Origin of the sequence: Actinoallomurus sp. CA-142502, assembly GCF_050936355.1 — a bacterium.
GTDB classification, from domain to species: domain Bacteria; phylum Actinomycetota; class Actinomycetes; order Streptosporangiales; family Streptosporangiaceae; genus Actinoallomurus; species Actinoallomurus iriomotensis.
On the sequence record NZ_JBNJMY010000001.1, the window covers coordinates 7,386,933 to 7,411,189 of the forward strand.

The window sequence follows — 24,257 nt, forward strand, 5'->3', positions numbered from 1 at the left end:
CGAACCTCCGGAAAATCATATTCCCGTCAGAACCTCCGAGCCCGGGGCGCGGTCAGCTCTCCGCGCAGCAGGACCGCTTGCTCTCCTCCAGGTAGTGGGGGTCGTGCCACCAGTACTTCCGGTTCGCCGGGTGCTCCGGCAGCTTGGGCAGCAGCCGGCCCGCGGGCGCGGCGGCCGTGCGGGCCGGGGCGGCGAACGGCGCGAGCAGGTCGTCCACCGTGTGCAGTTCCCCGTTGACCATGACCTGCCGCACGTCGGCCGCCCGGGAGATGTCGGTGAGCGGGTCACCGCCGAGGAAGGCCAGGTCCGCGTACATGCCCGGCTTGATCTGGCCGAGCGGCTCCCCGAGGAACTCCCCCGGCACCCGGGTGGCCGTGGTCAGCGCCTCGTACGGCGTGAGCCCGTACTTGACCAGGGCGCGGAGGTTCATGTGGGTGCTGACCGCGGTGTGGTCGATCGGCGAGTCCGTGCCGGTGATGATCCGGCCACCGCCGCGGATCGTCGCGACGACCTGGGCCACCTGGGCGGCGAGGTTCCGCTCGTTCACGGTCTGGTCGGTGGTCTGGGCCGTCTTCACGGCGGCCTGGAGCGAGGCGTACTCCCAGGAGGGGTACAGCGTCTTCACCCGCCGGTCGGTGACCAGCGAGGTGTCCTCGCGGAACATCGTCGCCGCGACGAACAGCGTCGGCGTCCGCACCGCGCCGGAGGCGGTGAAGATGTCGATGACGTCGCGGTAGCCGGTGCCGAGCGCGGTGACCGTGCGGGAGTAGCCGAACCGGTTCGTCGCGCCCATGTGCTCCATGCCGTCGCCGCCGAAGGCCGTCGCCGGGTAGTGGTAGTGCGACGTGGCGTGCACGCGGTGCTCGTGCGCCCAGGTGATGACCTTCCGCTGCCACTCGGTGGGCAGCCGCACGTAGGCCTTCATCAGGTCGTAGTCGAGGGCGCCGGCGCGTTCGAGCTCGAGGGCGAGCTGGTCGTCGTCGAACGTGGGCCGCATGAAGTTGTAGAAGATGCGCGGCCCGTCGACGGCCTCGCCGGTGGCGAAGTAGCGCGGGGCGACGCGGGCGCCGGACTGGAACGCCTCGCGCGCCTCGACCATGTGGTACGCCGGGCTGCCCGGCGACCGGGTGGTGGTGATGCCGAGCGACAGCCAGAGCCGTCCCTGCCGGTCGCCGTACTCGTACCCCTGCATCTCCCGGTGGTTGTGCATGTCCACCAGGCCCGGGACGACCACGGAGTCGCCCGCGTCGACGACCTTGTCGCCGCGCCCGTGGCCGCGCGGCTCGACCGCGACGATGCGGTGTCCCTCCACCACGATGTCCACGTTGTCGCGCAGCGTGCGGCTGCTGCCGTCCCACATGCGCGCGGCGCGGACCACGGTGCGCCCATTGGAGCGGGCGTTTGCCCAGGTCAGCGGCATCGGCAGGGTGCGCGTACGGCCGCCGTCGACGGTCACGAGGCGAAGCCGCCCGTTGTTCAGGTACAGCAGCTGCTTCGAGTCGCCGCTCCAGCTCACCGCGTCCGTCACCTCGTGGGTGAGCTGCCGGGGCTTGCCGTCGGGCGTGCCGTCGGGATGGACGTCGACCACCCACAGCACGCTCGCGACGACGAACGCCATCTTCGTGCCGTCGGGCGACCACACGGGGCCGTCGTCGCCGCGCGTCTGGATGGAGCGGTCCGGCAGCGGGTCGACGTAGGTGCCGGCGCCGGTGCGGCGGTCCACCAGGAGGATCTTGCTGAGCCCCTCGCGGTAGCGCGCGGAGTACGGCTTGATAGCCGCGAGGGCGATGACGTTGCCGTCGGCGGACCAGGTCGGCCGTCCCGGCTCGAAGGTGGCCGTGTAGACGGGCTGGACGTCGCCGGAGGAGACCTCGACGGTGTAGAGCGCGCCGGTCTGGTCGAGGAAGGCGATGTGCGCGCCGTCGCGCGACCAGGTGCCCGACACGGCGGCGGCGTTCGGCAGGTCCGTCAGCCGGCGGTCGGCGCCGGTCCGCAGGTCGCGGATCCAGATGTCCAGCTTGCCGGCCCGGTCGGTCGAGTAGGACAGGTACCGGCCGTCCGGCGACCAGGCGGGGGCGCTCTTCCACCAGTGGTCACGGGTGAGCGGGCGGGGCGCCTGGCCGATCGTCATCGTGTAGATGTCGTTGAGCGCGCGGAACGCCACCTGCGTGCCGTCCGGCGACAGCACCGGGCTGCCGATGCCGACGACGGGCTTCGGCTTGGCGGAGTCGAAGTCGCGGCGGCGCTTCTTGTACGCCGGCGCGGTGACGGTGACGCCCGCGCTGAAGCCGATGTCCTTCCGCGTGCCGTCGCTCACCGAACGGCGCCGGATCCTCCCGTCGGCGGTGTAGAGGAACTCGTCGCGCGACAGCCACGACACCCGGAACGGGAACACCTCCTCGCCGGTCACGAGGGGCTTTCCCGAGCGCCAGAGCTCGCTGCGCCCGTTCAGGACGACGGAGTACACCAGGTCCCGGCCGTCCATGGTCCAGGCCGGATTGTGGATCACCTGGCCGGCGGGGACGGTCACCGGTGTCGTGCGCTCGCCGGTGCCGAGGTCGACCACGTCGATCCGGGTGTTGGCCACGACGAAGGCGATGCGCGTGCCGTCCGGCGACCACGCCGGTTCGTACTCCTCGGCGGTCGTGTCGGTGACCGGGGTGAGGTCGCCCGACGCCACGTCCAGCGTGTGGATGCCGTAGCTGCCGGTGAGGTCGGAGGACAGGACGATCCGCCTGCCGTCCGGGGAGAAGCGCGGCTCACGGTGGTCGTACGGCCCGTGGGTCAGCCGGCGCGCCCCCGACCCGTCCGGGCGGATCATCCAGATGTCGAAGACGCCCTCGCGGTAGGACTGGAAGGCGATCCACTTGCCGTCCGGCGACCACTCCGGCTGGGCGATGTCGTACAGGTCGCTGGTCAGCCGGCGGGCCTGGCCGCCGGAGGCCGGCAGCACCCACAGCACGCCGACGAGGTCGATCGCGATGAACCGCCCGTCCGGCGACAGCTGGGCCGCGACGTCGGTGCCCTCGCGCAGGCGGACGGTGCGGCCATGGCCGGGCGACTGGGACGCGGCGGCCTCGGCCGGCCGGGCCGAGCCGACGTCGATGCCCCCGATCCCGGCGATCGCGGCGACTCCCGCCGCACCCGTCAGGAGGCTCCGCCTCTTGATGCCCGCCATGTGCTCTCCGTCCTTCGCGCGGACCGGCGTGGACGCTCGGCGTGCCCGCCGAGCGCCGATCGTCCCGTGCCGGTCCTCGTCTCCGCGCGCGATCTCGCGGACGGAACGCTAGCCGCCGAAACGACCGCCGAACAGCACAATGTCCTGTTTCGGCCCCGCCACCCAGACGAAGAATGCGCTGACCTGGGCGTTCTATTGGTAACGATCTGACAATGTCCCGACCGGTCAGTATGCCGGAAGAGTCACGGACGCCGACAACGGCAGGTCACGCGAGGAATCACCGGCCGCGATCGTGTAACGGCCGCCGGGGACGGTCCAGCGCTGCGCCGCGCCGTCCCAGACGGAGAACGCCCGCCGGTCGAGGGTCAGCCGCACGTGCTTCACCTGGCCGGGTCGCAGGGTCACCTTGGCGAACCCCTTGAGCTGTCGCGGCGGCTCGCCGGCCGACGCCGGATCGGTCACGTACACCTGGGCGACCTCCGCGCCGGTACGCGATCCGGTGTTGCGCACGTCGAGGCCGACCGTCACCCGCCCGTCGTGGCCGGGCCGGCCGACGGTGAGGTGGCCGAACGCGAACCTCGTGTACGACAGGCCGTACCCGAACGGGAACAGCGGATCCTGTCCCTGCGCGTCGTACCAGCGGTAGCCGACCTGGAGCCGCTCGGAGTAGGTCGCCACGCCGTTCACTCCGGGGTAGCGCTCCGGCGAGCTCACCGGCGTCTGGGTCTCGCTGCGAGGGAAGGTCACCGGGAGCTTCCCCGAGGGATCGACGTCGCCGAACAGCAGCGCGGCGAGCGCGTTGCCGTCCTCCTCGCCCGGGTACCAGGCCTCCAGCACCGCGGGGACGTCGCCGAGCCACGGCATCAGGACGGGCGCTCCGCTGTCGAGCACCACGATCGTGTGCGGGTTGGCGGCCACGACCGACCGTACGAGGTCGTCCTGGCCGCCGCTGAGCGACAGGCTCGTACGGTCCGTGCCCTCCTTCTCCACGTCACCGACGATGACGACGGCCACGTCCGAGGACTTGGCGAGCGCGGCGGCCGCGGCGGGGTCGGCGCCGTCCGAGCTCCGCACGGTCACGCCCGCGCCGGCCCGCTTGGTGATGCCGTCGACCGGGCTGACGGTGTAGAGCGGGTTGACGTGCGCGCTGCCGCCGCCGCCCGGATGCGCGGCCTGGGCGTACGGCCCGACGACCGCGATCGAGTGCAGGCGGCGCGCGTCGAGCGGCAGGGCCGCGCCGGAGTTCTTCAGCAGCACGCTGGTCTGCTCGGCGACCGACCGCGCCACCGCGCCGCCCGCGGCCGCGTCGATCGGGGTGACCGTCCGCGGGTGGTCGAACAGGCCCGCGCGGATCTCGACCGCCAGCCGGCGCTCGATCATCGTGTCGAGCTGGGCCATGCTCACCGTGCCGTCGAGGACGGCCTGCTTGAGCTCCTCGTCGTACGGGCCGTTGTCACGCAGTTCGAGGTCCTGGCCGGCCCCGGCCGAACCGACCGCCGTGTGCGTGGCACTCGCGTCGGACTGGACGAATCCGCCGAAGCCCCACTGGCCGCGCAGCACGTCGGCGAGCAGGTGCCGGTTCTCGCACATGAAGGCGCCGTTGACCGACGGGTAGGCGCACATCACCGAGGCGACGTGGCCCTCCTTCACCGCGGCCTCGAAGGCCGGCAGGTGGATCTCGTGGAGGGTACGGTCGTCGATCTCCTCGTCGATGGTCCTGCGGTTGGTCTCCTGGTCGTTGGCGGTGTAGTGCTTGACCTCGGCCAGCACGCCCTGGCTCTGGATGCCCCGGATGTCGGCCACGGCGAGCCGGCCGGCGAGATAGGGGTCCTCGCCGTAGTTCTCGAAGGCGCGGCCGTTGCGGTAGACGCGCACCATGTTCACGTCGGGGGCCTCGATCAGGCTGTGCCCGACGTCGCCGGTCTCGCGGCCCTCGACCTCGCCGTACCGTCGGGCCAGCTCGGGGTCGAAGCCGGCGGCGAGGGCGACGGGCGCGGGCAGCGCGGTGGCGTTCGGCTGTCGCGGCACCGCGCCGGTGCCGACGCCGGCCGGGCCGTTGGAGATGAGGAAGTCGGGGACGCCCAGCCGCGGTATGCCGGGAACGAGGCGTGAGACGCCCCCGGCCCCGGTGCCGGTCGTGTGTACCTGGGAGATCTTCTCGTCCAGGGTCATCTGGGCGACGAGGGCGGCGGCGCGGCGCTCGGGCGTCGGCGGCGCCGCGCCCGCCGGTGCTCCGCTCGCGGCGGCGAGCGCGCCGAGCGTGAGGGCCGCCGTGGCGGCCAACGCGGTGGGCAGGCGACTCATGGGTCCTCCCTGAGGTCGGCCGGGCGGCTGTCAGACAAACACCAGACATCCGATGCGTCAATATCGCCACGCCCGCCATGGGCGTCAGAAGGGCGGGTCAGGCCACCAAAGCAGGACATACATCGGATCTCTCCGCCGCTCCTAACTCGGGCAGATCATTAGAAAAGAACACGAACAGTGACGTTCAGGTTGCGGCGGGCTGTGGTCGGTTGCAAGATCTATGCCCCAAGAAGATCTTTGACCGTGGGGGCCGAGAAAGGTGTGCTCGTGGACAGACCGTCCGCACCGAAGACCATCGGCGGCGAAGTCCTGCCTCCCGGCGCGGAGCCGCTGGCGGCCGACGACCCGGCCGAGATCGACGGCCACCGTCTGACGGCGCGGCTGTCGTCCGACGGCACGGGCATCGTCTACCTCGCCCACGACGCCGCCGGGGAGCACGTCGCGGTGAAGACGACCCGCGCGCCCGACCAGGTCCAGGCGCGGCGGGACCTGCGGATGGAGGCGTCCTGCGCCCGGCGCCTGCCGCCCTTCTGCACGGTCGCCCTGCTGACCGACGGCACCGACCACACGCCGCCCTACCTCGTCCGCGAGTACATCGAGGGCCCGTCGCTGGAGCAGTACGTCGACGCTCTCGGCCCGCTGGACGCCGAGCGGCTCATGGCGCTGGCCGTCGCCCTCGGGCGGGCCGTCGCCGCCGTTCACGCCGCGGGCCTGATCCACTGCGACCTCCGGCCGGCCAACGTCCTCCTGGCGTCCAACGGCCCGCGGATCATCGGCTTCTCCATGGCGCAGGAGGCGCCGGTCTCCGGCCGCCCCGCCGAGCTCGGCACCGTGCCGTACGGGCCGGGGTGGGTGGCGCCGGAGCGCGTCGCCGGCTTCCCGGCCGGCCCGGCCTCCGACATCTTCGGCTGGGGCTGCCTCATCGCGTACGCCGCGACCGGGCGCAGCCCCTACGACGGCGACGGCGGGGACGGACGGTGGAGCGTCGCAGGCGAGGAGACCCTGACGGCACTGGACGAGCCGGTCCGCGGCCTGGTCGAGGCGGCGCTGGCGGTCAACCCCGCCGACCGGCCCTCCACCGGGGAGATCGCCTCCCGGCTCGGCGGCGCCGCCGAGAAGCCGCGGCCGGTCTCCCCGCCCGCCGTACGAGAGCTGTCCGTGCGTCCCGTCGAGTCGTCCGTCGACGCGCCGACGGCCCCGATGTCCGTCGTGGCACCGGAGATCCTGGCCGAGCTCACCGGTGAGGCGCCGCCCGTGCCGGTACCGGCGCGCGACCCGGTGCCCGAACTGCCCCGGCGCCGTTCCCAGCAGGCCGCCGAGCCCGCCGCGGCCGAAGCCCTGGCCGAGGCCGCGACCGGCGGCTTCGCGACCGCCCGCCTCCAGGACGGCGGGCGGGACGACGCTCCGGCCGCGCCTCCGCGGCGTGCCGTCGAGGCCGCGCTCCCGGGCGAGGCGCCGCCGCGTCGTGTCGACTACTCCTCGGGCACCGGCGGCCGGCCGCGCACCGAACCGGAACGGCGTCCGCGGCGGCTCCGGGCCGTCGCCATGGTCGCCGCGCCGGCCGCGCTCGTGGCCGTCCTCGCCACCGTCATCGCGATGGTCGCCACCGGCACGAAGGGCGAGCCGGCCGGGCCGAGCAGCGCCGTACGGCCGGGCGACGGCCCGGCGGACTCCGCGGGTCCGGCGACACCCGCGCCGGGCGCCCCCGGGCGCCGGTCGTACGGGCCGCGTCACGCCGCGGCCGCGCACGCACCCTCGGGCTCACCGTCGGCCACACCCCGCCGGCACGCCGGGTCGAGGACGTCGACGGCGAGCCGGCCGACCGGCGGGCACAAGCCGGGGTCGCCGCACCCGTCCTCTCCCCCGCCCGCCTCGCACACACCGACGCCGACCCCGACGCCCACGCCGACCGACACCGGACCCGCCCAGGCGGGATGACCCCGGCATTTCCGGGCACAGGGCGAACTCTTTACCGTTCGTGTACCTTTTCTCGCCATTCGACGCCGCGAGAACGGGATATCCGATGGACTTCGAAACGCTCCAGGCCCAGCAGCGCCTGCTCATCCGGCAGCGCGTCCGGCTCATGGTCAACCAGTACGAGGTGCACACCGAGACCGCGGACGGGTCCGAGGGTGAGCTGGTCGCCTTCGCGCAGCAGAAGCGTATGGCGTTCAAAGAAGAGGTGACCATCTACACGGACGACAGCAAGCAGCACCCCCTGTTCGCCTTCAAGGCCCGCAAGCGGCTCGACCTCGCCTCCGCCTACGACGTGACCGATCCGCAGGGGCGGCCGATCGGCGTGTTCCGCAAGGACTTCAAGGCGTCGCTGCTCGCCTCGACGTGGCACCTCGAGCAGCCCGGGCTGGGCGTGACCACCGGCTCGGAGCGCAACAAGGCCGTCGCGATCCTGCGCCGGGTCTGGGACTTCATCCCGTACGTCGACAGCCTCCCGTTCGCCTGGCCGTACCACTTCGACTTCACCGCGGACGGGCAGGAGACGTTCAGCGTGGACAAGAAGTTCGGCCTGCGCGACCGGTACGTCGTCGACATCAAGGACGAGCGCCTGGACCGCCGGCTCGTCATCGCCCAGGCGGTCGCGCTCGACGCGCTGCAGCACCGCTGAGCCACCGCGAAAGGGCCCGCCCGCATCCGCGGGCGAGCCCTTCACGGTTCTGAGTGAGTGCCGGTCGCGTCAGGCCCGTGCGCGGGTGGGCGTCCAGCCGTGCAGCCGCATGAGCACCGCCGCGACGCGCGCGAACCGCTCGGGGTCCAGCACCGCGCCCTCCCGGCGGATGTCGTCCTCGTCCAGGGCGAACACGCGGTCCAGCCGCAGGTAGGAGTCCCGGCCCTCGCGGTCCCAGGTGCCCGAGCCCAGGTCCAGCCAGTCGTCGGAGTGCTCGTGGCGGCGGCTCGACAGCATCATGGCCAGCAGCCGCCGCCCGTGGCGGCCGACGACGAGCAGCGGCCGGTCCTTCCCGCGCTCGGGGTCCTCCTCGTACGGCACCCACGCCCAGACGATCTCACCGGGGTCGGCCAGCCCGTCGAGGTCCGGGGAGTACTCCAGAGTCGCCGCGCGCTCGGCGGTGTAGATCTCGCGTACCGCGTCCCGTGCCGGCCGGGGAACCTCGCCATGATCAAGCATTCGCGCAGCCTATCGGTCCGGCCGTGACGAACGGACCGATGTGGAACGGAAACGGAGGATGGCGCGCCGATGACCGGACCGGTAACAAATTCGGGCGTTCCACTTCCGATCATGGTCTTTTCCCGACAAGTATGCATGTTGTGAAGACACTCGATCAGTCCACCGGCTCCCTCGCCGGACGCCTCACGGCGCAGCTGGACGCCTGGCCCGCGGTGCGCGCCGGCCGGGCCGGGTGCGGCGTGGGCACCGGGTTCTCGCCGGCGCAGCGGGTGGAGGCGCAGATCGTCCACCTGCACGGCGGTGACGAGGCCGAGCTCCATCTCACGCGACCGGTCATCGCACGCCTCGGTGACGCGCTCCTCAAGTCCGGCCGGGTGGCGGTCACGCCCGGCGGCGACTGGGTCCGCGTGCGCCTCGACACCGAGTCCGACGTCGCCCTGGTGATGTCGCTCGCGAGCGTCGCGCTGCAGGCGAACGGCTCCTCCGGGACGGCCGGGCAGAATGCTTCGATCTCCCCGTGTCACGCGGGCTCGTCGGGGTAACCCTGCGGCGAGGACGCCAGCCACGTGAACGGAGGTCTTCGTGAGCGCCGACACCATTCGTGAACGGCACGCCCTCGAGCATGTCACCGACCGCCTCTCCCGGTCCTTCTCCGGCCGCGTCTCCCCCAACCGGGTCGACGCGACGGTGAACGCCATCCACCACCGCTTCGACGGCAGCCCGATCCGCGAGTTCGTGCCCGTCCTGGTCGAACGCATCGCCCGCGACGAACTGAGACACGCACCGCCCGAAACCGGCTGAACGACCGCACGCGTCCTTCCCACAACCGACGTCGCGCCCTCACGACACGGCCGCTCCGCACCCGCGGGGCGGCCGTGTCGTGTCCGGCGCCCGCGGACGCTCACGGGAAGATCTCGAACGCGGCACCGTTTCGTGACCTTCCTTGCCGGGCCTCCCGGCCGCGCGCGAGCATGAGCCTTTCGGGGAGCGCGCTGGAGGCGACGGGGTGCACAGATCAGGCCTGGTGGTCAGCCGTGCGCTGGGTCATCGCCTGCTGGTCGTCGCCGCCTCGGCGACCGCCCTCTTCGCCGTCACGGTGCTGGCGGCGCTCGGCGGGTACACCGCGTCCGTCACCGGTGAGGGACTGCGGGCCACACTCGCGGGCGCGACCTGGAACGGCGCGGGCACCCGCATCACCACCTCCGTCGCCGCACGCGACATCCCCGCCGAGCAGCGTAAGGTCACGGCGGCCGTCGCGAAGGTCTACGGCCGCGTCCCGGTGGCGATGTCGCTCAGCGCGCGCGGCGATTCCTACGCCGTCCCCGGGCAGGAGCACAGCGCCCACCCGCAGCTCACCGCGTTCGCCACCTACTCCGGCATCGAGGGCCACGCCCGCCTGACCGGCGGCCGGTGGCCGGCCGCCACGACGGGCCGCACCATGGAGGCCGCGGTGCCGGTGACGGCCGCCCGCGCGATGCGCCTCCACACCGGCCAGGTCGTCACGCTGCACAGCCGCGTCGGCGGCCCGCCGGTCTCCGTCCGGATCACCGGCCAGTTCACGCCGAACCGGGCCGACGACTACTTCTGGGGCGGCGACCGGCTCGTCACGACGGGAGTCGAGCGGCTCGGTTACACCACCTTCGGGCCGCTGGTCGTGCCCCCGCCGACCTTCACGACACGGTTCACCGCCTCGGTCACGGCCCGCTGGCTGGTCCTGCCCGTCGTACGGGAGATCCGGTCCGGGCAGCTCGCGGACGTCGCGGCGCGGGCCCGCGCGCTGCCCACGACGCTCGGCTCGGGTTACGCCGTCAAGTCCTCCGTCGCGGACCTGCTGACGCAGGTCGACCGCGCGCTGCTCGTCTCGCGCTCGACCCTGCTCATCCCCGCGCTGCAACTCGTCGTGCTGGCCGTGTACACGCTGATGCTCGTCGCGCGGCTGCTCGCCGAGCACCGCCGCCTGGAGGTCACGTTGATGCGGGCCCGGGGGGCCTCCACGCGGCAGATCGCCGCACTGGCCGTCGGCGAGGGCCTGCTGCTCGGCCTGCCCGCGGCGGTGGCCGCGCCGTTCCTCGCGCCCCTCCTGGTGCGAGCCGCCATGGCCACCCCGCTCCTCGGCACGCCCGGACTGCGCCTCGACCTCGCACCGACCCCGCTGACCTGGGCGATCGCGGTCGCCGGCGCGCTGATGTGCGTGGTCGCGATCACCCTGCCGCCGCTGCGGGGGATCCGGCGGACCTACGTCGCGACGATGGCCGCGCGCGGCCGGGGCGAACGCCGCGCGATGCTCCAGCGGGCCGGGGCCGACCTCGCCCTGGTCGTCCTCGCCGCGCTCGCCGTCTGGCAGCTCACGCACTACGGCGGTCCGGTCACCGCGACCGCCGCGGGCGCCGGCGTCGACCCGCTGATCGTCGCCGGTCCGGCGCTCGCGCTGCTGGCCGGGGGCGTGGTGATCCTGCGACTGGTCCCGGTCGCCTCGCGCGCCGGTGAGCGGGCCACGACCCGCGGCCGGGGCCTTGCTCCGGCGCTCGGCACCCGGCAGGTGAGCCGCCGCCCGCTGCGCACCGCCGGCCCGGCGCTGCTCCTGGTCATGACGGTCGCCGTGGGCGTCCTGTCGGTGGTGACGGGGGTGACCTGGCGGCAGTCGCAGATCGACCAGGCCGACTTCCAGGCGGGTACGGACCTGCGGATCGGCGCGCCGAGCGACCAGGGCTCCCCCGCGACGCCCGGCCAGGGCGGACGCTACGCACGGCTGCCCGGGGTGACCGCGGTCAGCCCCGTCCTGCGGGACACCGCCTCCACCGGCAGCACCGACGTCGCGCTCCTCGCGGCCGACGCGGGCACGCTCGGCGGGCTGCTGCGGACCCGGGCGGGCCTCCCGCCGGGGTCCGGCTGGCAGGCCATGTCCGCGCGGCTCGCCTCCACCGGCACCGGCACCGGCCTGACCGCCGTCCCCGTCCCGGGCCGGCCGACCCGGCTCTCGGCCGGTCTCCGCTTCGGGCCGTCCGCGGACGGTGAACCGGTCGCGGTGTCCCTGGTCGTGAGCGACGCGCTGCACACGACGTACGAGATCGATGCGGGTACCGTCCCGGCGGACGGCGCGACCCACACCAAGGTGATCGACGTGTCCGCGCTCGCCGGCCGCGACGGCGTGCTCTCCTATCCCCTGGCCTTCCGCGGTCTCCGCTTCACCTACGTCCGCTCCCAGGACGCGCCCTCATCCCGGCTCGCCGTGACGTCCCTGCGGCCCGGTACGGCAAAGGGCTTCGGGCCCGCGGTGCGGCGGCCCGCGGGGACGCACTGGTCCGGGCAGATCACGCTCAGCGCCGGAGTGGGTTCGCCGATCGGCTTCGGCTCCGGCGGGCTGATGACGGCGCGCCTGCCCACCACGATCGACCCCACGACACCGACCCCGCAGGTCGCCGGCAGCATCGCGCTGCGCACCGGGTCCGCCGCCGCGGGGCACGCCGTCCCGCGGCCCGGCCCGATCCCGGCGATCGTGACCCGTGACCTGGCCGCCCGCGCCCACGTCACCACCGGCGGCCGGCTGGACCTGACCGAGAACGGCATCGACCAGCCCGTCACCGTCGCCGGGATCGTCGCGGCGCTCCCCTCCACCGCGCCGGGCGCCCCGGCCGTCCTCGTCGACTGGACCGACCTCGGCGACGAGGCACTGGCGAACGGTCTGTCCGTGCCGCCGCCGACCGAGTGGTGGCTGGCCACACGCGGGACCGCCGCGGCGCGCGTGCTCGGCGCCCATCCGTCCTGGACCGGCACGACGGTCGACCGGGCCGCGCTGCGGCACCGGCTCCGCGACGCGCCGCTGGGCGGGGCACTGCAGGGCGCCCTCATCCTCGGTTTCGGCGCGGCGCTCGTGTTCGCCGCGATCGGGTTCGCGGTCAACACCGCCGTGTCCGCGCGGGAGCGGGCGGGAGAGTTCGCGATCCTGCGCGCCCTCGGCGTCCGCGGACGGCAGGTCCTCGGGCTGGTCGCCGTCGAACAGGCCTTCCTCGTCGGCATGGGCCTGGCCGGCGGCCTGCTGCTCGGCATCGTCGTCGCCCGCCTCGTCGTGCCGCACGTCGTGCTGACGGTGAGCGCGACCGCGCCGTACCCGCCCGCGCAGGTCATCCTGCGATGGCCGGTGGTGCTCGCCATGCTCGCCGCCATCGTCGTCCTGCTCACCGCGGTACTGCTCCTGCTCGTCCGCTCACTGCGCCGCGGCGGCCCAGGCCAGACCCTGCGGCTCGGGGAGGACTCATGAGCCTCCTGCTCCGCCGTACGGCGCGCGCCCGGTGGGCGCCGCTGCTCATCCTCGGGCTGCTCGTCCTCGTCACCGCGTTCCTGGCCGGCGCCGGGCCGCGCACGCTGGTCGCCGGGTACGACCGCGCGGCGCGCGAGACGGTCGCCGGCGCGCCGTTCGGCAGCACCGACCTGGTCGCGACGGCCCAGATCAGCCCGGTCGCGCCGACGGACGAACGGTTGCGTGCGCGGTTCCCGTCCGCGACCGCCGGGGGACTCGCGGCGGAGCAGAGACGGTGGCTGGGGCTCTTCCCACCCACGCTGCGGCGCACCATCGCCACCGCCGACACGAACGCCGCGACCCAGTTCATGGGCCTGACCGGCGCCGGTTCGCGCGAGCTGTCGCTGGCCTTCTCCAGCACCGCGCCCGGCCACGTCCGCTACGTGTCCGGACGTCCCCCCGGCGCGCCGGAACCCACCGCGCACGGCCCGCGCTTCGAGGCCGCCCTTCCCGTACGCGCGGCCCAGCGGCTGGGCGTCAAGGCCGGTGACGTGGTGACGACCACGAGCCAGCCGGCGCTCGACGTCCGCGTCACCGGCCTGTTCACCCCGGCCGACCCCGGCAGCGGCTACTGGGCCGCGCACCACCGGTACGAGGACGCCGAGCTGAAGAAGCTCCAGAGCGGGCAGATCATCATCCTGGCGACCGCGCTGGTCGACCCGTCCGGCTACCGCGCGCTGTGCGGGCGAACGCCGTTCCGCATCGATCTGACCTGGACCTACACCCCGGCGGCGTCACGCGTCACGGCACGCGACGCGCCGGCGCTGGTCGAGGACGTCCATCGGGCCGGCGAGGCGCTGCCGACGGTACGCGTCGACGCGGCGGGCCCGGCGCTGGACACCCGGTTCGACGACATCCTGGACGACTTCGTACATCGGCTGCACACGACGCAGACGCTGCTGTCGCTCTCCCTCGCCGGGTTGTTCGCCGCGGCCCTCGGCGTGCTGCTCCTGGCCGCCCGGCTGCTGTCGGCCCGGCTCGGCGCGGACCTCGCGGTCCAGGCGGCGCGCGGCGCGTCGCGGGCCCAGCTCGCCGGGCTGGCCGGCGGCCTGGCCGCCCTCGTCACGCTGCCCGCGGCGGCGCTGGGCCTGCCGGCCTCGGCCCTGCTGGTGAACGGGCCCGCGCAGCCGGTGTCGCTCGCCGCCGCCGTCGTATCCGCCGTGATCGCGATCGCGCTGCCGGCCGTGGCCGCCGGGCGTCGTCCCCGGCGCCGCGTCCGCCCCGCACACCGGAGGCTGGTCGCGGAGGCGCTGCTCGTCGTGCTGGCGGTCGCCGGCACCTACCTCCTGCGGCGGCGCGGGCTCACCAGCGACACGTGGGCCTCGGGCGTCGACCCGTTCCTGTCGGCGGTGCCCGCGCTCCTCTCCGTCGCGGCGGGCCTGCTCCTGCTGCGGGTGCTGCCCGTGCCGCTGCGGCTGGCCGGCCGGTTCCTCGCGCGGGGCCGCTCCGCCGTGCCGTTCGTCGGCGTCGCGCGGGCCTCCCGCCAGGACGCCACGGCGGTGCTCCCCCTCGTGGTCCTCCTGCTCGCCGTCGCGGTCATCGGATTCGGCTCGACGGTCCAGACGAGCCTGGCCCGTACCCAGCGGATCGCGACGTACGAGGACGTGGGCGGCGACGCGCGCGCCGACGCGCTGACCATGGACGCCCGGGTGGTCGACCGGGTCCGCCGCTCGCCCGGCGTCCGCGCCGCCGTACCGGCACAGACCGTCGACGGGGCCCGCCTGCTGTCGAACGGCGACGTCGCCGACGAGCTGACGGCCGTCGGCGTCGACCTCGGCGCGTACCGGCGGATGATGGCCGGCACCGGGCTGCGGATCCCCGCCTGGCCGCGTACCCGCCCGGGAGATCCGGTGCCGGCGCTGTTGTCCCCCGCCGCGCGCCGCAAGGCCACCGGCGGCGGGCTCGCGCTGTCGACCGACTACGGGCGGCGGATGCCGGTACGGATCGCCGGCACGGTCGCGCGGTTCCCCGGCCGGGCGCCGGGCGAGGAGTTCGTGCTGGTGCCCGCCGACGCCCTCGCCCGCGCCACCGGCGGCAGTGCCGGATCGGTCTCCGTCTTCGTCCGCGGCGAGCACCTCGACGTGGCCGCGCTGCGCCGTAACGTCGTGCAGGCCGACCTGGGCGACGCGGGCGCCGGCACCGTCACGACGTACCGGATGACCCACGACGCGTTCACGCAGGGCGAGCTCGGCCGTCTCGTCGGCCGCGGGTTCGGCCTGACCGGGGTCCTCGTCGCCTGCTACGGGACGCTGGCGGTACTGGTGATCCTGTTCGCCGGGGCGGCCGAACGCGGGCGGGCCGTCTCGTACCTGCGCACCCTCGGGCTCAGCCGCCGCCAGGCGCGGTCGCTCGCGTTCGTGGAGATCGCGCCGACGCTCCTCGCCGCGTCGGCGGCCGGCTGGGTGCTGGGCCTGGTGCTGCCCGGACTGCTGGGACCGGCCATCGACCTGCGCCCGTACACCGGTGGCTCCCCGGTCACCCACTACGTGCCCGACCTGCCCCAGGCGGCCGGGCTGGCCGGCGGCCTGCTGGTCTTCGCCGTGCTGGCCGTGTTCATCGACGCCGTGACCGCCGCGCGCCGGGGCCTCGGCGGCGTCCTGCGGATCGGAGACACATGAACGACGCACCCGATCTCGCCGAGTTGGAGCGGCGGGCCGCCGGGCGCGGTCCGGAGTACGGCGAGAAGGCGCACATCGTCTGCGACAACCTCGTACGGATCTACCAGACCGAGGGCGTCGAGGTGATCGCGCTGCAGGGGCTCGACCTGCTCGTCGGCGAGGGTGAGATGGTCGCCCTCGTCGGCGCCTCCGGGTCGGGCAAGTCCACGCTGCTGAACATCCTCGCCGGGCTGGACGTGCCGACCGCGGGCGTGGCCCGCGTCGCCGGCGCGGACCTGCTCGACATGTCCGGGCGCGACCGGCTGCGGTTCCGCCGCGAGCTCGTCGGGTTCGTCTGGCAGCAGACCGCCCGGAACCTGCTGCCGTACCTGACGGCCGCCGAGAACGTCGAGATGCCGATGCGGTTCGCCGGCGTCGGGCGGCGCGAACGCCGGGCGCGCGCGGCGGAGCTGCTCGACCTCATGGGCGTCGGTGACCGGGCCGCCGCCCGGCCGGCCGAGATGTCCGGCGGTGAGCAGCAGCGCACCGCCATCGCGGTCGCCGTGGCCAACCGGCCGAAGGTCGTCCTGGCCGACGAGCCGACCGGCGAACTCGACACCGCGACCGGCGCTCAGGTCTTCGGCGCGCTGCGCCGCGCCAACCGCGAACTGGGGGTGACCACGGTCATCGTCACGCACGACCCGGACGTGGCCGGCAGCGTCGACCGTACGGTCGGCATCCGCGACGGCCGCACCAGCAGCGAGATCCTGCGCCGGACCACCCGCGACGCGTCGGGCCGCGAAGAGGTGATCGCCGAGGAGTACGCCGTGCTCGACCGCGCGGGCCGGCTGCAACTGCCACGGGAGTTCACCTCGGCCCTGGAGATGAAGGACCGGGTACGCCTCGCGCTGGAGACCGACCACATCGGCGTCTGGCCGGACCGGAGCAACGATGATCACCGTTGAGGGCCTGAACAAGACGTACCGTACCGGCCACACGCCGGTACGGGCGCTGCGGGACGTGAGCATGCACGTCGCCGAGGGCGAGCTCCTGGCCGTCAGAGGCCGGTCGGGGTCGGGCAAGACGACACTGCTGAACCTCATCGGCGGCCTGGACTCGCCGGAGTCGGGCCGCGTCGTGGTCGGCGAACACGAGGTGACGGCGCTGAGCGAGGCCGGCCTGCAGCGGATGCGGCGCGAGACCGTCGGGTTCGTGTTCCAGTCGTTCGGCCTGATCCCGGTTCTGTCGGCCGCCGAGAACGTCGGCGTCGCACTCCGCCTGACCCGGACCCCGGCCCGCGAGCGCGAGGAACGGGTGCGGTTGCTGCTGGCCATGGTGGGCCTGAGCGACCACGCACGCCAGCGCCCGTACGAGCTGTCGGGCGGGCAGCAGCAACGGGTCGCCATCGCCCGCGCGCTGGCCCACCGCCCACGGGTGCTCATCGCCGACGAACCGACCGGACAGCTCGACTCGGAGACCGCCCAGTCGATCATGCAGCTGATCCGCGCGGTCGTCCGCGACCAGGGCGTCACCGCCGTCGTGGCCACCCACGACCCGCTGCTGATGCGTCACGCGGACCGCACGATCGAGCTCAGCGACGGCGTTCTCGTCACCGACGCGGAGACGTCTTCGGCCCGGTGAGGTCCTCCGTAGAGTGACGGCATGACCCAGGTGATCGTCCTCAACGGCGGATCCAGCTCCGGGAAGTCGGGGCTCGCCCGCTGTCTGCAGTCCGTGCTGCCGGACGCGTGGCTGACACTGGGCGTCGACACGCTGATCCAGGCGATGCCCCTGGCCGTCCGCGTCTCGGACGTCCCGATCAGCGCGGACGGGGAGGTCGGCACGGGTCCGGAGTTCCGGCGGCTGGAGGCCGCGTGGATCGAGGGCGTCGCCGCGATGGCCCGTAGCGGGGCGCGGCTCATCGTCGACGAGGTCTTCCTCGGCGGGCCGGAGTCCCAGCGGCGGTGGCGGGAGGCGCTCCGCGGGCTGGACGTGCTGTGGGTCGGGGTCCGGTGCGACGGCACGGTCGCCGCGGGCCGCGAGATCGCGCGCGGCGACCGGGTCCCGGGGATGGCCGCCCGCCAGGCCGACCTGGTGCATCGGGGCGTGACGTACGACCTGGAGGTGGACACCGCGCGCACCGAGTCGCTGGAGTGCGCGCGGATCATCGCCGCACACGTCGGCTGACACCGGCCGCAGGCCGGGCCTCATCGCCGGTGCGCCGGCCGGATCAGCGCGAGTCCACCAGCGGGAGTGGGTGAACAAGGCGAGCGTCTCCGCGACGATCTGAACGTGCCGGTGGGCGCCGTGGTTCTGGCTGACGCGCCCCGCGACGACCATCAGGTCGGCCTGCCGGAAGCGGCCCGACGGCGCTCCACGCCGAGGCGCGAGAGTCGTGCCGAGGGTCGCCGACCGCCATGAGTTCCATTCCGCGGCACGCGAGCCCGTACGTCGTCGGCCACGTCGACGACTTGCGCGCGCGGCCGAGCACCTTTTCCACCGCGGTGAGGAGAAAGCGCGACTTTTGCGCTTCAGCTGCCGGATCTCCCGTGCGGGCCGCCTCGCGCGGGTCTCCGGAGTCATCATTTAGGACATTTTTGAACAGTACTTGACGGGGGTAGCAAACAGCCCGAAACTAGCTGTACCTTACAGCCAGTAACTCAAAGGGACGTTCGGCAACGAACCACCTAGCGCGACGCGCGGCCCCCTTCAATCCGATCGCGCCCACCCTTCGTCATGCCCTAACCCAGTCCACGCCGGGTCAGCCCCGATCGCCACCCATGTTTCCCGCCCAAGGAGGACCCGATGGAGGCTTACCGCATTAAGGTCGTCGAGCCGATCCCCATCACTGCGCGTGACCAACGCGAGGAAGCACTTGCCCGGGCCGGCTACAACATGTTCAATCTCCGCTCGGACGAGGTCACGATCGACCTGCTCACGGACTCGGGCACCGGAGCGCTTTCCGTCGCCCAGCAGGCCGCCGCGGCGATCGGAGACGAAACCTACGCCGGCTCGACGTCGTTCTATCGGTTCCACGATGTCATCACCGACCTGACGTCCTACCCGCACATCCTTCCCGTCCATCAGGGCCGGGCCGCCGAGCGCATTCTGTTCACCGCGCTACTCGAACCCGGCCACATTGTGATCAGCAACACGCATTTTGATACCACTCGGGCAAATGTCCAACTTGCCAAGTGCGAAGCCCGCGATCTTCCCTGCCCAGAAGCAAAGGACATCGACAGCAGATATCCGTTCAAGGGCAACATCGATCTGGCCGCGCTCGAGGAGGCCCTCGAGAGCCCTGACGCCGGCAAGATCGATCTGGTGATCATGACGATCACCAACAATGGCGGCGGCGGTCAACCGGTGTCAATGGCCAATCTCAAGGCCGCTGCCGCACTGTGCCGCCGGCACGGCGTTCCGATGTTTCTTGACGCGGCGCGATTTGCGGAGAACGCCTGGCTGGTAACCCAGCGCGAGGCAGAATACAAGGACAACACTCCACGGGAGATCGCGCAGGCCGCATTCGAACTCGCCGATGGCTGCATGGCGAGCTTGAAGAAAGACGGGATCTCCCATATGGGAGGGTTCTTGGGGATACGGGATGACGATCTGGCCAATCGCTGCCTGAATCTCCTGACCGCGACCGAGGGTTTTCGTACCTATGGCGGCCTGGCCGGTCGCGATCTCGACATGCTCGCGCAGGGCTTGGCGGAAGTCACGGATCCGCGTTACCTCAGGTCCAGAGCGGAGGCCACCGCACACCTGGCCGAGCTCGTCACTCTGGCGGGAGTCGACATCGTCCAGCCAGTGGGGATTCACGCGATCTACTTGAACGCCGGACGGCTCTTGCCGCACATTCCCCCGGACCGGTTCCCCGGCCACGCGCTGTCCTGTGCGCTCTACCTGGAGGGCGGAATCCGTACCGTCGAGATGGGCTCGCTGTTCGCGGGAGAGGTCGACGAACAAGGCCGGCTGGTCACCCCGGCAACGCACGAGTTGGTCCGACTGGCCATCCCCCGGCGCGTGTACACCAAAAGCCACCTGGAGTATGTCGGCCAAGTGATCGCCGACATCGCGAAATACCCAGAACGAGTACCCGGCTATCGGGTGATCGAGTCTCCGCCCATCCTCCGGCATTTCAATGCACGCCTGGAGCCGTTTTCCACTTCCGCCCCCTCTACCGCTCTTCAGGAGTAGCGGTGGTAGCGATCGGTCACCCGGGCTTCGCCGTGAGCGGCAGGTCGATCATCGGGAGCTCGGTGAGCCGGGCCCGCTCCTCCGCGACGATCTGGGCGCGCCGGTGGGCACCGAGTTTCTCGTTCCCCACCTTGTCGTGCAGCTTGACGATCGCGTCCAGCAGCATCTCCGGCCGCGGTGGGCAGCCGGGCAGGTAGATGTCGACCGGGACGATGTGGTCGACGCCCTGGACGACCGCGTAGTTGTTGAACATGCCGCCCGACGACGCGCACACGCCCATGGCGATCACCCACCGTGGCGCCGCCATCTGGTCGTAGAGCTGCCGCAGCACCGGGCCCATCTTCTGGCTGACGCGGCCCGCGACGACCATCAGGTCGGCCTGCCGGGGGCTGCCCGACGGGCGCTCCATGCCGAAGCGCGAGAAGTCGTGCCGAGGGTCGCCGACCGCCATGAGTTCCATTCCGCAGCACGCGAGGCCGAACGTCATCGGCCACATCGACGACTTGCGCGCGTGGCCGAGCACCTTCTCGACCGTGGTGAGGAGGAAGCCGCCAGGCAGGTTTTCTTCGAGTCCCATAACACTTCGAGGCTTCCCGGTGGACCTGCGGCGATCAATGCCGGGTTCCGCCACGATCGTTAAGCACGGCGACATAATGGCCGGGTGGAGATGCGGGAGATCGAGGCGTTCCTGGCGGTGGCCGACGAACTCCACTTCGGCCGCGCCGCCGAGCGCCTGCGCGTCAGCACTCCCCGGGTCAGCCAGGCGGTGCGCGCGCTCGAACGCAGGGTCGGCGCTCCGCTGTTCGAACGCACGAGCCGGCGCGTCCGGCTGACGCCGGTGGGCGAACGGCTGCTGGCCGAGCTCCGGCCGGCCTACGAGCGGATGGACCAGGCGCTGCGCCAGGTGCGGCGGTCCGTGAGCCGCGAGTTCCTCCGGGTCGGCTTCGCGACGAGCATCCCGGGCGCGGTCGCGCCACGGCTGATCGAGGCGTTCGAGGGGCTGCGCCCGCAGTGCGCCGTGGTCCGGTCCGCGCATCCCAACACCGATCCGCCTCGCTGGGGGAGGCACTGGCCGGTCGACGTCTTCGTCGGCTGGCTGTCCTCCGACCCCTCCCTCCGCGACGACCCGGAGTTCCGCGTCGGGCCGGCACTGCTGCGCGAGGAGCGCGCGGTGCTGGTCGCGGCGGGACACCCGCTGGCCCGCCGCGCCGTCGTCGACGCCGAGCAGCTGGCCGACCACGACATCCTCTATCCGAGCGACTTCCCGGCGCGGTTCGCCGACACGTGGATACCCTCGCGAACCCCGGGCGGACGCCCGCTTCGCCGGATGCCCGTGCACACCTCCGCGTCCATCGAGGAGGCGATCCTGCTGGTCGCCGAAGGGGAGCTCATCCACCTGACCGTGGCGTCGCTGCGTCCGGACGACCCCCACGTCGTCACCGTGCCCGTGTCGGGCCTGCCGCCCGTCGTCTGCGCGCCCGTATGGCTCACCGACACCGACCCGATCCGTGACTTCGCGAAAGCCGCCGCGCAGGCGTTCCCGGCGCCGGAGAGATGATTTTCGCCGCGCCATTCGACACACGCTGGTAAAGGTCGGTCAGACGGACGGACGGTACGCGAATTGGCCTATGCTTTACCTGGGAGCCTGCCCGAGCGACAGGAGGAAAACGGCTGTGAGCAAGGCGGATGGCGACGTGCCCGACGACACCATCGCCGACGAGCTCACGACCAGACCTTCGGCGGCGCTTCGTACGGATGTGGCCCACGGCGCGCGGATCTACGACTACATCCTCGGCGGCAAGGACAACTACGCCGCGGATCGAGCGGCGGGTGACGCCACCCTCAAGGTATGGCCGGCGCTGCGCGTTCATATGCACGCCAACCGTTCCTTCATGCATCGCGTGGTTCGCCATCTGACCGCGGAGAAAGGGATCCGTCAGTTTCTCGATATCGGCACCGGCATCCCCACCTCACCCAACTTCCATGAGGTGGCTCAGGAGATCGCGCCCGAATGCCGGATCGTCTACGTCGACAACGATCCCGTCGTGCTCGTCCACGCCCGGGCGTTGATGAACGGCACCCGCGAGGGCAGGACCGCCTACATCCAGGCGGACATGCGCGAGCCGGAGAAGATCATCTCGGCGCCCGAGCTGCTCGAGACCCTCGACCTCAGCCGCCCCATCGGGCTGACGCTGATCGCCATGGTGCACTTCATCGAGGACGACGAAGAGGCCTACCGCGTGGTGCGGCAGATCATCGACATCCTGCCCTCGGGCAGCTACTTCGCGGCCGCGATCGCCACCGACGACTTCGACCCCGAGGTGCTGGGCAAGGTACGGGAGATCTACCACGCGCACGGCGAGACCCTTCGCTGGCGCACCCTGGCCCAGGCGGAGAAGTTCTTCGACGGGCTCGAACTCCAGGAGCCGGGCGTGGTGCAGATCCACAAGTGGCACCCCGACGCGACCGGCGGCCACATCGACGACACCGACATCGCCATGTACGGCGGGATCGCCCGCAAACCCTGAACCACCACTAGACGAGTGATTCCTGGTGATGCGTCACCGCCTGTGGATCACGCATCGGAGGCAGGGAACCGGCACGGGTGATCGTCACGACCATGCCGACCACGGTCACCGCGTTCGCGCGCGCCCGGCTCGGCGTCGGGATCCTCGGCGAAGGCGCCGAGATCTTCGAACTCCCGGGCCCGCTGTGGCGACGTGACGTGCGCATCGTGCGCGCGGCCGGGGCGGAGGGCCTGCCCGCGCAGGCGTTCACGCGCCTGCTGCGGAGTGAGGGTCCGGCCCTCACGAGCGGCCTGGCCGTCTGGTAGCCCGAGCACTATATTTCTACATACACGTAGATTTAAACTGAGTGAGTCCGCCTCCCCCGTCTTCGGACGAGCCGACGTCTCGGACGAACTGCATTCACCGGCGCGGGGGGCGGACCCTCAGCCCTCGACGGCCGGCCGGTCGATCCTCCTCGGCATGAGCAGCAGCGCCGCCACCCCGAGAACGGCCACGACGACGATCGCGACGAAGACGTGGTGCGCCGCGCCGTACAGGCCTTCGCGCACGAACGCCCTCACGTCGGGGGCGTCCGTACCGCCGTGCCCGGTGAGCGCGAGGCTCGACGCGTCGACGCTCCTGGGCAGCCGCCCGGCGAGCGCGGCCGGCGGGTGCGCGAAGTGGTCCGCGAGGGTGGCGTTGGCGATCGCGCCGAACACCGCCGCGCCGACGGCGCTGCCGAGCGAGCGGCTGAACATGTTGATCCCGGTCACGACGCCGCGGCGCTCCCAGCCGACGACCGACTGAGCGGCCACGAGGACCGGGCTGGCCATCAGGCCGAGCCCCGCGCCGACGAGGAAGCAGACCGCCCCGACCTCCCACACGTGCGAGCGGGTGCCGAGCAAGAGGCAGAGCGAGGTGCCCAGGACCAGGATCACGTTGCCCGTCAGCCCGGTGTCGCGGAAGCCGATGCGCAGGTAGACACGGCCGGAGAAGGTCGCCGTGAGCGGCCAGCCGACCGAGAGCGCGGCCAGCACGAACCCGGCCAGCAGCGCTCCGGTGCCGAGCACGGCCTGGGCGTACGTCGGCACATACGAGCTGAGCCCGATCATGACGGCGCCGACCACGACCGCGGAGAGGTTACCGCCGGTGAGCACCCGGCGGCCGAAGACCCAGAGCGGCAGGATCGGCTCCGCCGCCCTGCGCTCGACCAGCACGAACGCCGCGAGCATGACCGCGCCGACGGCGAAGACCGCCAGGCTCGTCGTGGACGCCCAGCCCCACGAGACCCCGCCCTCGAGCAGCCCGAGGATCATCAGCGAGCAGCCGCCGGTCAGCAGCACCGCGCCCGCGTAGTCGATCGTGTGGGAGCGCCGCGTCACCTTCTCCTTGAACCGGCGGGCGAGCATCCAGGCGGCGACCGCGCCCAGCGGCAGGTTGACGAAGAAGATCCAGCGCCATGAGACGTACTGGGAGAAGACGCCGCCGAGGGTCGGGCCGATCACGGCGGCGATCCCCCAGACGCTCGCGAGGTACCCCTGGACCCGGGCCCGCTCCTCCACCGTGTACATGTCGCCGACCATCGTCATGCTCATCGGCTGGACCGCGCCCGCGCCGACGCCCTGCACGGCGCGGAAGGCGATCAGCGCCGGCATGTCCCAGGCGGCCCCGCACAGCACCGAGCCGAGCAGGAACACGGCGATGCCGAAGAACATCACCGGCCGGCGCCCGACGACGTCGGCGAACTTGCCGTACAGCGGCACGGTGACGGCCTGGGTCAGCAGGTAGATCGAGAACAGCCACGGGAACTGGGAGAAGCCGCCGAGGTCGCCGACCACGGACGGCACCGCCGTGGCGATGATCGTGCTGTCCAGCGCGACCAGCCCGGTGCTGAGCATGAGAGCGGCGAGCACGGGCCCGCGTTCCGACCGGAAGCCGACCCCCTTGACGGGTGCGGCCGAAGTCGTCGTCACGTGGGAGGGACCTTCCTACGGAGGGGACTCGGGGGGCCGGTCCCGGCGCCCGAGAACGT

Annotated in this window: 18 protein-coding genes; 13 read left to right on the top strand and 5 right to left on the bottom strand. The window is 72.5% G+C overall.

The features are described 5' to 3' along the window. Positions 1–52: 52 nt before the first annotated feature. Both ACQEV1_RS34725 and ACQEV1_RS34730 read right to left on the bottom strand, forming a co-directional pair. Positions 53–3,178, bottom strand: a complete 3,126-nt coding sequence (locus ACQEV1_RS34725; protein ID WP_433399605.1) for an amidohydrolase family protein — start codon at positions 3,176–3,178, stop codon at positions 53–55. A gap of 225 nt (positions 3,179–3,403) precedes the next feature. Further along, positions 3,404–5,482 carry a beta-glucosidase gene (locus ACQEV1_RS34730; RefSeq protein ID WP_433399608.1) on the bottom strand — a complete coding sequence of 693 codons (2,079 nt, stop codon included), beginning with the start codon at positions 5,480–5,482 and terminating at the stop codon, positions 3,404–3,406. A 267-nt stretch (positions 5,483–5,749) separates the two neighbouring features. On the opposite strand from ACQEV1_RS34730, the gene ACQEV1_RS34735 reads away from it, so the two are divergent. Further along, entirely contained in the window at positions 5,750–7,420 is a 1,671-nt protein-coding gene (locus ACQEV1_RS34735) for a serine/threonine protein kinase (protein ID WP_433399611.1), read from the top strand. 85 nt (positions 7,421–7,505) lie between these two features. After that, entirely contained in the window at positions 7,506–8,105 is a 600-nt protein-coding gene (locus ACQEV1_RS34740) for a hypothetical protein (protein ID WP_285629763.1), read from the top strand. Between the two features lie 69 nt (positions 8,106–8,174). Here ACQEV1_RS34740 and ACQEV1_RS34745 read toward each other — a convergent pair whose 3' ends face one another. After that, positions 8,175–8,624 carry a type II toxin-antitoxin system PemK/MazF family toxin gene (locus tag ACQEV1_RS34745; protein WP_285583774.1) on the bottom strand — a complete coding sequence of 150 codons (450 nt, stop codon included), beginning with the start codon at positions 8,622–8,624 and terminating at the stop codon, positions 8,175–8,177. 140 nt (positions 8,625–8,764) lie between these two features. Here ACQEV1_RS34745 and ACQEV1_RS34750 point away from each other — a divergent pair, with 140 nt between their 5' ends. From ACQEV1_RS34750 to ACQEV1_RS34785, 8 genes are all read left to right on the top strand, one after another. Further along, entirely contained in the window at positions 8,765–9,166 is a 402-nt protein-coding gene (locus tag ACQEV1_RS34750; protein ID WP_285583773.1) for a luciferase family protein, read from the top strand. Between the two features lie 40 nt (positions 9,167–9,206). Beyond that, the gene (locus tag ACQEV1_RS34755) at positions 9,207–9,425 is read left to right on the top strand and encodes a three-helix bundle dimerization domain-containing protein (RefSeq protein WP_285583772.1); all 219 of its coding nucleotides are present in this window, start codon (positions 9,207–9,209) and stop codon (positions 9,423–9,425) included. Between the two features lie 205 nt (positions 9,426–9,630). Then, on the top strand, positions 9,631–12,882 hold the full coding sequence (locus ACQEV1_RS34760; protein ID WP_433399617.1) for an FtsX-like permease family protein: 3,252 nt from the start codon (positions 9,631–9,633) through the stop codon (positions 12,880–12,882). Further along, entirely contained in the window at positions 12,879–15,539 is a 2,661-nt protein-coding gene (locus ACQEV1_RS34765; RefSeq protein ID WP_433399620.1) for an FtsX-like permease family protein, read from the top strand. Before ACQEV1_RS34760 ends, ACQEV1_RS34765 begins: the two co-directional genes overlap by 4 nt. Beyond that, the gene (locus ACQEV1_RS34770; protein WP_285629757.1) at positions 15,536–16,483 is read left to right on the top strand and encodes an ABC transporter ATP-binding protein; all 948 of its coding nucleotides are present in this window, start codon (positions 15,536–15,538) and stop codon (positions 16,481–16,483) included. Before ACQEV1_RS34765 ends, ACQEV1_RS34770 begins: the two co-directional genes overlap by 4 nt. After that, positions 16,470–17,159: an ABC transporter ATP-binding protein gene (locus tag ACQEV1_RS34775; RefSeq protein ID WP_285629756.1), complete on the top strand. Its 690-nt coding sequence runs from the start codon at positions 16,470–16,472 to the stop codon at positions 17,157–17,159. Before ACQEV1_RS34770 ends, ACQEV1_RS34775 begins: the two co-directional genes overlap by 14 nt. Before the next feature lie 21 nt (positions 17,160–17,180). Continuing rightward, a complete protein-coding gene (gene cpt / locus ACQEV1_RS34780) occupies positions 17,181–17,705 on the top strand; it encodes a chloramphenicol phosphotransferase CPT (protein ID WP_433399625.1) in 525 nt (174 codons plus the stop codon). 618 nt (positions 17,706–18,323) lie between these two features. Further along, positions 18,324–19,718 (top strand): tryptophanase, encoded by a 1,395-nt coding sequence (locus ACQEV1_RS34785; RefSeq protein ID WP_285629752.1) that lies wholly within the window; start codon positions 18,324–18,326, stop codon positions 19,716–19,718. Positions 19,719–19,734: 16 nt separating this feature from the next. On the opposite strand, the gene ACQEV1_RS34790 is transcribed toward ACQEV1_RS34785, so the two are convergent. Continuing rightward, complete coding sequence (locus ACQEV1_RS34790; RefSeq protein WP_285629750.1) at positions 19,735–20,295, bottom strand: NuoB/complex I 20 kDa subunit family protein; 561 nt, start codon at positions 20,293–20,295, stop codon at positions 19,735–19,737. Positions 20,296–20,385: 90 nt separating this feature from the next. On the opposite strand from ACQEV1_RS34790, the gene ACQEV1_RS34795 reads away from it, so the two are divergent. From ACQEV1_RS34795 to ACQEV1_RS34805, 3 genes are all read left to right on the top strand, one after another. After that, positions 20,386–21,276: a LysR family transcriptional regulator gene (locus ACQEV1_RS34795; RefSeq protein WP_285630266.1), complete on the top strand. Its 891-nt coding sequence runs from the start codon at positions 20,386–20,388 to the stop codon at positions 21,274–21,276. Positions 21,277–21,391: 115 nt separating this feature from the next. Then, on the top strand, positions 21,392–22,246 hold the full coding sequence (locus ACQEV1_RS34800) for an SAM-dependent methyltransferase (protein WP_433399629.1): 855 nt from the start codon (positions 21,392–21,394) through the stop codon (positions 22,244–22,246). A 92-nt stretch (positions 22,247–22,338) separates the two neighbouring features. Next, positions 22,339–22,551 (top strand): hypothetical protein, encoded by a 213-nt coding sequence (locus ACQEV1_RS34805; protein WP_433399632.1) that lies wholly within the window; start codon positions 22,339–22,341, stop codon positions 22,549–22,551. A 117-nt stretch (positions 22,552–22,668) separates the two neighbouring features. Here the strand turns inward: ACQEV1_RS34805 and ACQEV1_RS34810 are convergent, their stop codons facing one another. Continuing rightward, positions 22,669–24,198, bottom strand: coding sequence for an MDR family MFS transporter (locus ACQEV1_RS34810; RefSeq protein WP_433399635.1), 1,530 nt, complete (start codon positions 24,196–24,198; stop codon positions 22,669–22,671). Between the last annotated feature and the right edge of the window lie 59 nt (positions 24,199–24,257).